The sequence below is a fragment of the Burkholderia sp. 22PA0099 genome, from assembly GCF_047497165.1.
Taxonomy (GTDB): domain Bacteria; phylum Pseudomonadota; class Gammaproteobacteria; order Burkholderiales; family Burkholderiaceae; genus Burkholderia.
Map to the genome: position 1 here is coordinate 794,603 of NZ_CP163164.1, position 10,262 is coordinate 804,864.

Below are 10,262 nucleotides of genomic sequence, written 5' to 3' on the forward strand. Positions count from 1 at the left end.
ACGATCTCGCCGGTCAATTGATGGCCCACCGGATGCGCGCCGTAACGCTCAAGCTTGCCGGAGGCGCGCGTCCGCCCATGCAGCAAAATCGCCGACGATCTCGCCGGTCAGTTGATGGCCGACCGGATAGCGGCGCACGGCGTGCGGCACGCCGAGTTCGGTCAGCATCGCGTCGGCACGCTCGGCCCAGGTGACGGGCAGCTTGTCGTCGTACTCGCCGTGCGCGATGAACGCGTCGAGGCCGGCCAGCGCCTCGCGCGGCGCGACGTGCGGCGCGATCTCGGGCAGGATTCGGCCGCTGAGGATCGCGAAGCCGCGCACCTCGCCCGGCGCGCTGAGGCCGACGCTCGCGCTCATGATGCCGCCCTGGCTGAAACCGCCGATCAGCGTCGGCAGCGGCGCGTCGCCGTCGGCCGTGCGCAGCGCGCGAAGCAGATCGATCAAATGCAGGCGGCTCGCGTCGGCCTGCGCGACATCGATGGTCGGGCCGTTCGGCCCGAAGCGCACGTTGAACCACGCGAACTGCCCGGCACCGAGCGTCAGCGGCCCGCGCACGAACAGCAGATCGAGATCGGACGGCAGCGCATCGGCCACCGCCGCCAGGTTGGTTTCGTTGCCACCCACGCCGTGCAGCAGCAACAGCCGCGCGCGCGCCACGCCGGCGGCCGGGCGGCGGCGGAATGCGAGCGTCGAGCCGGGAAGCTGGGTCAGGTCGGTCGTCATCGAATCGGGCTCCGGGTTGGCGGCCCGCTGCTGGAGCGAAGCCGCTCTATATATAGAGGGGCGGTTCGTGCGGCTGCGCGAACCGGAAGCGCCAGTCTGAATCAATCTCCGCAAGCAATAAACCACTGACGAGAAATGAATTGACTTCTTAACGGAACGAATTGCCCGGACGGCTCGGTTTTTGCCCCGCGCGACGCCAAGCCGCGGCGCACAATGGCGGCTTCCCGACCGCGCGCGCCGCCGCCTCCCTCCGACGATGAGCACCCTGTCCGACTCGCTTTCCACCGAACCGTCGCCTGTCGGCGTCTATGCACGCGACGACGGCGCCTGGCTCGTCAGCCATTCGGACCGGCCGCGCAGCTACCGAATTCAGCATCGCCGCGCCAGCGGCGACATCGATATCGACACCGTCATCGACCTCGACAACCTCGACACGAAGCTGCGCAAATGGCATCGCGAAGGCTACGCGCGTCGCGACGACCATGGCGAGGCCGCTGCGCCGCCGCATCGCGCGCGCTTCCTGGCCGACCTGCACGCAGCCGCCCGCGAGACGGCGGCCGAGGCCGCGCAAGCCGCCGATACCGGTGCCGACGCCCGCGTCACGATCGCTGGCGTGCCACTCGCGCGCGGCGCGGGCGGCCCGCTGGTGCCCGCGACCAACCCGGCCTACCTGTTCGGCGAGCGCGCGGCCAACGTGGTGCGCGACATCGCCGAAAACCGCCGCCTGCTGCTGATCGGCCACACCGGCACCGGCAAGACCAGCCTGATCGAGCAGACCGCCGCGCAGGCCGGCCAGGGCGTGCTGCGCGCGAACATGAACGGCCAGACCACGGTGGGCGATTTCGTCGGCTTCTGGACGGTCAAGGGCGGCGAGACGATCTGGGTGGACGGCGTGCTGCCGACGGCGATGCGCGCGGGGTTGTGGCTGATCGTTGACGAGGTGGATTTCGCCGAGCCGGCGATCCTGGCGGTGCTGACCGCCGTGCTCGAACCGGGCGGCCGCCTGCTGCTCAAGGAAAAGGGCGACGAGATCGTGGCCCCGCATCCGGCGTTCCGCCTGTTCGCCACGGCCAACGCGGCCGGCGCGATGAGCCGCTTCCGGCATTTGTATCAGGGCGCCAACGTGATGAACGACGCGTTTCTTGATCGCTGGCGCGTCTACGAGATCGGTTACCTCTCGCCGTCCGAGGAGGCCGACGTGCTGCGCCGCACGTTCGGGCCGCGCGTCAGCGTGCCGATGGCCGAAACGCTGGCCGCGATCGCCGCCGCGTGCCGCGAAGCGTTCGAACGCGACGACCTGGCCAGCGCGTTCTCCACGCGCCGCCTGATCGACTGGACCGCGCTGATGCTGCGCACCGGCGACCCGGACATCGCGGCCGGCCCGACGATCTACGCGAAGGTGAGCGCCGACGACGCCGCGTTGATCCGCGACATCGTCCGCCATTACATCGGGCAGGAGCCGGCGTGAAACCGGCCGGGGACGAAGCCGGGGTCGGGGGCCGGGGCGGGGGTGCAACCGAAGGCGGGGTCGGAGTCGGAGCTGGAGCTGGAGCTGGAGCTGGAGCTGGAGTCGGAGCCGGAGTCGGAGCCGGAGCCGGAGCCGGAGCCGGAGCCGGAGCCGGAGCCGGAGCCGGAGTCGGAGCCGGAGCCGGAGCCGGAGCCGGAGCCGGAGCCGGAGCCGGAGCCGGAGCCGGAGCCGGAGCCAGAGCCAGAGCCAGAGCCAGAGCCAGAGCCGAAGCCGCAGCCGGCGCCGAAGCCGCAGCCAAAGCCCGAGCAACCACCGCAACCCAGCCCGCCCCCGCACCGTCCAACGACGACCCCGGCGAGCAACTCGGCAAGCTCGCGCGCGTGCTGACCGGCGACCCTCGCGTGCAGGTGCGCGTGTCGCGCGACGGCCCGCGCCTCGATCTGGCGAACGACGCAACCGGCGCAACCGGCACGACCGTCCTGACGCTGCCCGCCACCGCAGGCGACACGCCGTTGTCGGCCGACGAACTGGCGGGCTGGGTCGATCTGCTGGCCGCGCGGCTGCGCTTCGGCGAACCGGCGCAACGGGCCGGCGTGGCCGCCGAGGTCACGCGCGCGCTGGCCGAAACCATCGACGATTACCGGGCCAGCCGCGCGCTGGCCGCGCAATTCCCCGGCGCGGCGCCGCTGCTCGCGCGTCAACGCGAGGCCGCCGCGCGCGAGATCGCCCGGCGCTGGCCCACGCTGAACTGGCGCGACCGCCTGATCTGGCGCATCGCACGCGAGTTGCATGGCGAAACACCCACGCGGCCCGAACGCGTCGCCTCGCTCGACGCCACGCTGCACGCCAGCAGCACACTGATCGACGCGGCGCGCGCCGCGCGTTCGACGGCGGACAGCATCAAGGCGGCCGGCCGCCTGGTCGCGCATGTGCGCGGGCTCGCGCGCGGCAACGCCAACAACATGATGATCACGGTCGATCGCGAAACCTCGCTCGACACGCCCGATACCGCGATCGAGATCGACCCCGACGACGCGTTCGGCAGCGCACCCGCCACCGACGCACCGGCCGCAAGCGCCGAGTTGTCGAACGCCGCGACGCCGGCAGACAGCGCATCCTCGACCGACGACCAGGCCAGCGGCGACAGCGCGCCCTCGCCGCGCACCGCGCAAACGAACGCCCCGCCAGTTCGCTCGATCCCGATCACCACCGCGTTCGACACCGTCACCGACCTGACCGGCAGCGGCGACGCCACCGCTTGGCGCAAGCTGCGCAGCGCGGCACGCGCGCAAACCGCGCGCCTGAAAGCGCAACTCGAACGCGCGCTCGAAGCCGACGAACACCTGCACTGGCGCACCGAACAGGAACGCGGCGAACTCGACCGCCGCGCGCTGGCGCGGGTCGCCACCACCCCCGGCTATCGCACGCCGTTCCGCACGCGGCGCGCGACATCGGGGCGCGACACCGCCGTCACGCTGCTGATCGACCGCAGCGGCTCGATGGCCGGCCGCAAGATCGAACTCGCGCGGCTTTGCGCGGCGGCGCTGTGCGACGCGCTCGCGCAACTGGGCTTTCCGTGCGAGGCGCTCGGCTACAGCTCGATCGACGACCCGGCGATGCGCGCGTTCCGCGACCGCTGGCTCACGCAGGGCCACGCGCCGCGCGGCTACAACCGCTTCGTCGAGCGGCTCGACCTGGAAATCTACAAGCGCTTCGATTCGGACAACCCGAGCGGCCTCGCGCGCCTCGAATGCGGCCACGAGAACCCGGACGGCGAGGCGCTGAGCTGGGCCGCCGAGCGCCTGCTCGCGCGGCGCGCGCAGCGGCGCATCCTGATGGTGCTGTCGGACGGCTATCCGGCCACCGGCGACGGCGACCCGGCGCGGCTGCGTGCGGACCTGCGCCTGCGCATCGCGGAGGTGCGCGCACAAGGCATCGAGTTGATCGGGGTGGGCATCCTGGACGATGCGGTGGAGGCGTTCTATCCGGCCAGCACCGTGGTGGAACGGCTGCCGAATCTGCCGGCCGTCGCGTTCGAGGCGCTCGGCCGCGCGCTGCTCGGCGAACGCGGCAGGACGCAATGGCCGACCGGTTTTGCCTGAGGCCCGAGGCGCTTGAGAATGAACTGAGGATTGGAAAAAACGCGCCGCCGCGCACGGTTTACCGGGCCAGCGGCGGCGATTTGTGCAGAATCAGTGCAGAAACTGCAGCGAGCCGAGCACGCGCGCGGTGTCGTCGTCGTTGCCGACGATGCCCTGGGTATCGGCCACCACGGCCTGCGTGCCGTTGCTCAACACCGCCCACAAGCATTCGCCGCCTGCGGCGTGAAAACCGGTTTCGGGATCGCTGACGCCGCAGGTCTGCGTGGCGCGCATGCCCTGCCAGCCGCGGCCCGCGAAACGCTCGACATCGGCGGGCGTGCCCGGCCCGGCGCTCGTCACCCATTTGCCGTTGTCGTCCTGCTTGAACAGTGCGTCCCGTTGCGCCACGGCTTCCAGCCCACCGCTCACCACGTTCAGTTCCACGAAGTAATCGCTGTTGTCCATGCCCCGGCCGACCAGCGCGACGCAGCGCTTTTCGCCAGTGCCCGGGCACGGCGTGACGGGCTTGCGGTTGGACGGGTAATCGAACGCGATGCCGAGCGCCGCGCTCGAATAGCGGCGCCATTCGGCCGACTTGACGGCGGCCAGCGCGCCGAGCCGGTCGCGATAGGCTTGTTCGATGCAGGCCGCATCGCCGCAGCGGTTGCGTTCGGCCAGCCAGGCGCGCTGGCTGCGCGATACGGCGGCCGGGTCCGCCGCGCGGGCGACGGTCTGACGATAGGTGGCATCGAGTTGCGAATCGAGATCGCCGAGCGCGGGCTGGCTGCAGATGCTGCGTTCGACGCCGGTGCGCGCCGCCTTGCAATCGAAACTGGCCGCCTGCGCGGCGCTCGTGCCGATCCCCGTCAAGGCCGCCATCAGGCAGGCGGCCGCGAAATGCCGTGCTCTCATCGGTTATTACCCTCGTTTTTCGATTGGATTCGGCGGGCGGCGGCCGGAACCCATCGCCGCCGCGCCGGTCGCACAGGATACCGGCTCGCCGGCCCGAGGCCGAACCTCCGGCTTCGTCGCACATTGTTCACACAACGGAAACGAAGTGTTCGGCCAGGCAGCGATGATCGCGCCGGCGAATTCGCGGATACTTCCGCCTGTCCCAGTGCGGCGTCATGCGCCGCCAACCCAGCCAGAAAAACGCCCTATGTCTTCCAGAACGCCGCTTACCGTCCTGCTCGCGGCCTGTCTGACGCTGTGGCTCGGTGCATGCGCCAGCGTGTCCGAGGTCAGCGCCACCGACAAGCCGCATACCTACACCGTCAACACCAGTTCGCACGGCGCCGTGCTGTCCTGGGCCGCCGCGCATCAGAAGGCGATCAGCACCGCCGATGCCTATTGCGCCCAGCAGGGCATGCGCGCGAGCCCGGGGCTGGAACACGTCTCCGATCGCGAGGCGCGCCTGACGTTCCAATGCCATCCGTCCCTGTGAGCATCGGCTGATCGCTCCGGCCGCGCGCGGGCATGACGCCACGTGCGCGGCCTGTCCGCACTACGCCTGCGCCGCTTCCTGCGTCACTTCCTGCGCGCTCGCCAGCACCGCGTGCAGCAGCACGTTGGCGCCCGCCTCGGCCCATTCGGGCGTGATCGCTTCCGCTTCGTTGTGACTGAGACCGTCGACGCACGGCACGAAAATCATGCCGGCCGGCGCGACGCGCGCGAGATAGCATGCGTCGTGGCCCGCGCCCGACACGATGTCCTGGTGCGACAGTCCGAGCGCGGCGGCCGCGTCGCGCACCGCCTCGATGCAGCGCGGCGCGAACGGCACCGGCGCGTAATCGAAGATCTGCTCGATGCGCACGCCGAGGCCCGCGCCGCCCGCGATCCGCGCCACTTCCGCGCGCAGCGCCGCATCCATTTCGGCCAGCACGGCGGCGTCGGGATGGCGAAACTCCACCGTGAAGAAGCACTCGCCCGGCACCGTGTTGCGCGAGTTCGGGCGCGCCTCGATCATGCCGACCGTGGCGCGCGCGTCCGGCGCGAGGCGGCGGCCGAGCCCATCGACGAAATCGACCACGCGCGCGGCGCCAACCAGCGCGTCGCGGCGCGCGTCCATCGGCGTGGTGCCCGCGTGGGCGTCCACGCCCGTGAACGTCAGTTCGTACCAGCGCTGCCCCTGCCCGGCCGTGACCACGCCGATCGTGGTGCCGGCGCGTTCGAGAATCGGGCCTTGCTCGATATGCAGCTCGTAGGCCGCGTGCACGGGGTAGCCGCCCACCGGCGCGTCGCCCGCATAGCCGATCGCGGCCAGGGCGTCGCCCAGCGTGACGCCCTGGCGATCGGTGCGCGAGCGGCCGTAGTCGAGCGTAAACACGCCCGCGAACACGCCCGAGGCCACCATCGCCGGCGCGAAGCGCGAGCCTTCCTCGTTGGTCCACAGCACCACGTCGATCGGGCGTTCGGTTTCGAGGTTCGCGTCGTTCAGCGCGCGCACCACTTCGAGACCGCCGAGCACGCCGTAGATGCCGTCGTAGCGGCCGCCGGTCGGCTGCGTGTCGGCGTGCGATCCGGTCATCACCGGCGCGGCATCGGCCACCCGGCCCGCGCGGCGCGCGAACACGTTGCCCATCGCGTCCACGCGAATCGTGCAGCCCGCCGCGCGCGCCCATTCCACGAACAGGTCGCGCGATTCGCGATCGAGTTCGGTCAGCGCGAGACGGCAGACGCCGCCCTTCGGCGTCGCGCCGATGCGCGCCATCCGCTCCAGCGAATCCCACAGCCGCGCGCCGTCCACGCGCAGCGCCGCATTGCGTTCATTCGCCATGATTCGGCTCCTTCACTTCGCGCACGGCGTAGCGGAAATCGCAGCGCTTCGCGCCCTGCATGATGGTGGTGGTGCGCGTCAGCGCAACGCGCGGGTCGTAGCCGCGAATGAAGTATTCGTCGCGCGCGCAACTGAGCAGATGGCCGATCTCGCCCAGCCCCATCGCGTGATACATCTCGGCGTAGGCGCAGCGATGCACGTCGTAATCGTAGTGTTCGGCGTCCTCGCGCTGCACGCTCACGTCGAGCGCGTCGTCCTTCTCCCACAGCACCTGCAGGGCCACGAACGAAGCGATGCTCGCGCCGTTCGGCTCCTGCGCCGCGAACGTCTTGCCCGCGTCGACGGCCGCGCCGCGCACCGCCTCGGCGATCACGGCCTGCGCGCGCTCGGTGCCGAACTCGCGCTTCATGATCTCGTAGATCGGCTTGATGATTTCCGCCTCGATCCTGCGTCGCGCGAGGATGCCCAGGCGGGTGTCGGTATCAGCGTCACCGCTCGGGGCGGCGGGTTGGGTCGGCTCGGTCATGGGAGCTCCTGACTTGGGGGTTCGTGTCGTTATGGTTATGGGGGATCGGCAAACCGGGGGCGGAGGCTGGGACCTCGGAGCGGCGAGCGGGCCGCTCGTATCGCTACGCTGATAGGGGATCGGCAAGCCAGACGCGGAGGCCGGAACCTCGGAACGGCGAACGGGCGGCGCCGGTTCATCACCGGCTGCCGCCCGCCCGCTCACGCCGAAGTCCTGCACCGGGCCTCAGTTCGCCGGCGCGCCCGCGCCGCCGCCGAGCACGTCGACGACGTTCCACTTGCCGTCGCGCACCTGGTAGATCGTGTAGGCCGGGTCCTTCAGGTTGCCCCGCGCATCGAACTGGATGCGGCCGGTCACGCCCTGCCGATCCACCTTGTGCAGCGCGGCGACCAGCTTGGCCGGATCGGTCGAGCCGGTTTGCTGCGCGACGGCGATCAGCGTGGCCGCGGCGTCGTACGCGAACGGCGCGTGCAGTTCGATCGGCGCGTGATAGCGCGCGCGGTATTGCGCGTCGAACGCCGGGCCGCCCGGCATCTTCGCGAGCGGCCGGCCCGGTTCGAGCGCGGTCACGCCCTCGCCGTCCTTGCCGGCCAGCGACAGGAAGGTCTGGCTGACGAAGCCGCCCGCGCCGAGCAGCGTGGCGTCGATGCCGAGCTGATGCATGCGACGCGCGATCGGCGCAGCCTGCGCGTCGAGGCCGCCGAAGAACACCACGTCCGGCCGCTTGCTCTTGATGGCGGTCAGCACGCCGCTGAAATCGGTGGTCTTGTCGGTCACGTATTCGCGATCGACGATATTGCCGCCGTCCGCCTTCACGCCCTTCACGAACTGGTCGGCCAGGCCCGAGCCGAACGAGGTGCGATCGTCGAGCACGGCGATGCGCTTGGCGTGCAGCGTCTTGACCGCGTACGCGCCGGTGTAGGCGCCGCCGGTGTCGTCGTGGCCCATGATGCGGAACGCGGTATCGAAGCCTTGCAGCGTGTATTGGTGGCCCGTGGAGGCCGGCGCGATCTCGGGGATGCCCGCGTCGTGATACACGCGGGCGGCCGGCACGCTGCAGCCGGTGTTCCAGTGGCCGACCACGCCAATCACATGCTGCCCGACCAGATCCTGCGCGACCGTGACGGCCGTGCGCGGGTCGGATTGATCGTCGACGGCCACCAGCTTGTAGACGACCGGCTTGCCGCCGATGGTCGGATGCGTGCGGTTGGCATCATCGACTGCGAGCTGCGCGCCGTTCTGCAGATCCTTGCCGATCCGCGCGGACGGGCCGGTCAACGGCGCGGCCAGGCCGATCAGCACGGTTTGCGGCGCGTCGGCCGCCATCACGGCGGGCGCGCCCAGCGACAGCGCAAGGGTGGCGGCGGCCGCGATGGCGGTGCCGGAGAACGGAGCGGACAGGACGATTTTTTTCATGGTCGGGGAGCGTGTGGCGGACGATTAAAACATGAAAAATATTAAATAGTCGATTGCCGACCGGCAAATATCCTTTGATTGAATGCTTATGCCCGCGAAGCCAAATTCACCAAAAACCTTACCCATCATGACTTTTGAAAGACAGCCCAATCTCCGAATTATTCGATAGAATTCAAAACATGAAAAATATCGAACAATTATCCAACGATCCGCCGCTGCGCGCGGTGCGTGCGTTCGAGGCTTTCGCGCGGCTGGGCTCGGTCACGGCCGCCGCTGCCGAACTCGACATCACGCCGTCGGCGATCAGTCACCAATTGCAGTTGCTCGATGCGTTCATCCGCACCCCGCTGACGGTGCGCGAGGGCCGCGCGCTGGCGCTGACTGACGAGGGCCGCGATTATTACCGCTCGATCAGCGCGGCGTTCTCGGTGCTGCGCAGCGCCACCGGCTTCGTGCGCGACCGCTCCTCGCTGCGGCAGATCACCGTCAGCCTGATCCCGTTGTTCGGCATCGGCTGGTTCGTGCCTCGGCTGCATCGCTTCCTCGACGCGAATACCGATGTGGACGTGACCGTGCTCTACGCGAACCACCGCAACTACCGCAGCGACGCATCGGATCTGTCGATCCGCTTCGGCGCGGGCGACTGGCCCGGCTACCGCTGCGAGAAGCTGCTGCCGGGCGCGATGGTGCCGGTCTGCCATCCGTCGTTCCGGCGGCGCTTCGGCCCGTTCCGCAAGCCGGCCGATCTGGCCGTGGTGCCGCTGGTGCACGACGAGGATCGCAGCACCTGGGTCAACTGGCTTCGCAACGCGGGCGTGCGCAACGTGCCGCCGGTGGTCGGGCCGATGTTCGAGGATGGGCAACTGACGCTCAGCGCGATTCGCGCGGGGCTCGGCGCGGGGCTGATGCGCGCGCCGCTGATCGAGGCGGAGATCGCCAGCGGCGAGGTGGTGCAACTGTTCGACACGGCGCTCGACGACGGCCGCGACTACTACCTCTGCACACGCGACGACGCCGATCTGCCCGACGGCGCGCAACGGCTCGCGCAATGGCTGCGGGAAACGGCGGCGGAATCGATGCGGCTGACGGCGGCCGGCAAGCGCTGAACGGGTTGGGCGTGGGAACGACGGCTGGTGGGCTGGGGTTTCAGCTGCGCTACCGGCTGGCGCATCGGCCGATGCATATCGCCGAGCCGCGGCTCGGCACACCCCGTCAGAGCCTTCCCTTCACGCCACCGACGCAATCTTGAGGAATCCGACACGAATGCATCGG

General features: G+C 70.0%; 9 protein-coding genes. 4 read left to right on the forward strand and 5 right to left on the reverse strand.

What is annotated here, in order from left to right; all coding sequences use genetic code 11:
• Positions 1–48: 48 nt before the first annotated feature.
• Complete coding sequence (locus AB4851_RS03495) at positions 49–723, reverse strand: alpha/beta hydrolase (RefSeq protein WP_414448437.1); 675 nt, start codon at positions 721–723, stop codon at positions 49–51.
• A gap of 256 nt (positions 724–979) precedes the next feature.
• On the opposite strand from AB4851_RS03495, the gene AB4851_RS03500 reads away from it, so the two are divergent.
• Complete coding sequence (locus AB4851_RS03500; protein ID WP_414448438.1) at positions 980–2,191, forward strand: AAA family ATPase; 1,212 nt, start codon at positions 980–982, stop codon at positions 2,189–2,191.
• A gap of 380 nt (positions 2,192–2,571) precedes the next feature.
• On the forward strand, positions 2,572–4,293 hold the full coding sequence (locus AB4851_RS03505; protein WP_414448439.1) for a cobaltochelatase CobT-related protein: 1,722 nt from the start codon (positions 2,572–2,574) through the stop codon (positions 4,291–4,293).
• A gap of 90 nt (positions 4,294–4,383) precedes the next feature.
• On the opposite strand, the gene AB4851_RS03510 is transcribed toward AB4851_RS03505, so the two are convergent.
• Positions 4,384–5,184 (reverse strand): lysozyme inhibitor LprI family protein, encoded by an 801-nt coding sequence (locus AB4851_RS03510; RefSeq protein WP_414448440.1) that lies wholly within the window; start codon positions 5,182–5,184, stop codon positions 4,384–4,386.
• Between the two features lie 247 nt (positions 5,185–5,431).
• Between AB4851_RS03510 and AB4851_RS03515 the strand changes: the two genes are divergently transcribed.
• Positions 5,432–5,716, forward strand: a complete 285-nt coding sequence (locus AB4851_RS03515) for a hypothetical protein (protein WP_414448441.1) — start codon at positions 5,432–5,434, stop codon at positions 5,714–5,716.
• Positions 5,717–5,776: 60 nt separating this feature from the next.
• On the opposite strand, the gene AB4851_RS03520 is transcribed toward AB4851_RS03515, so the two are convergent.
• The 3 genes from AB4851_RS03520 to AB4851_RS03530 all read right to left on the reverse strand — a co-directional run bounded on the left by AB4851_RS03520 (position 5,777) and on the right by AB4851_RS03530 (position 8,990).
• Positions 5,777–7,048, reverse strand: a complete 1,272-nt coding sequence (locus tag AB4851_RS03520) for a Zn-dependent hydrolase (protein WP_414448442.1) — start codon at positions 7,046–7,048, stop codon at positions 5,777–5,779.
• Positions 7,038–7,574, reverse strand: coding sequence for an L-2-amino-thiazoline-4-carboxylic acid hydrolase (locus AB4851_RS03525; RefSeq protein ID WP_414448443.1), 537 nt, complete (start codon positions 7,572–7,574; stop codon positions 7,038–7,040). Before AB4851_RS03525 ends, AB4851_RS03520 begins: the two co-directional genes overlap by 11 nt.
• 225 nt (positions 7,575–7,799) lie before the next feature.
• Positions 7,800–8,990 (reverse strand): branched-chain amino acid ABC transporter substrate-binding protein, encoded by a 1,191-nt coding sequence (locus AB4851_RS03530; RefSeq protein ID WP_414448444.1) that lies wholly within the window; start codon positions 8,988–8,990, stop codon positions 7,800–7,802.
• 179 nt (positions 8,991–9,169) lie between these two features.
• Here AB4851_RS03530 and AB4851_RS03535 point away from each other — a divergent pair, with 179 nt between their 5' ends.
• Positions 9,170–10,096: a LysR substrate-binding domain-containing protein gene (locus AB4851_RS03535; RefSeq protein WP_414448445.1), complete on the forward strand. Its 927-nt coding sequence runs from the start codon at positions 9,170–9,172 to the stop codon at positions 10,094–10,096.
• The last annotated feature ends 166 nt before the right edge of the window (positions 10,097–10,262 follow it).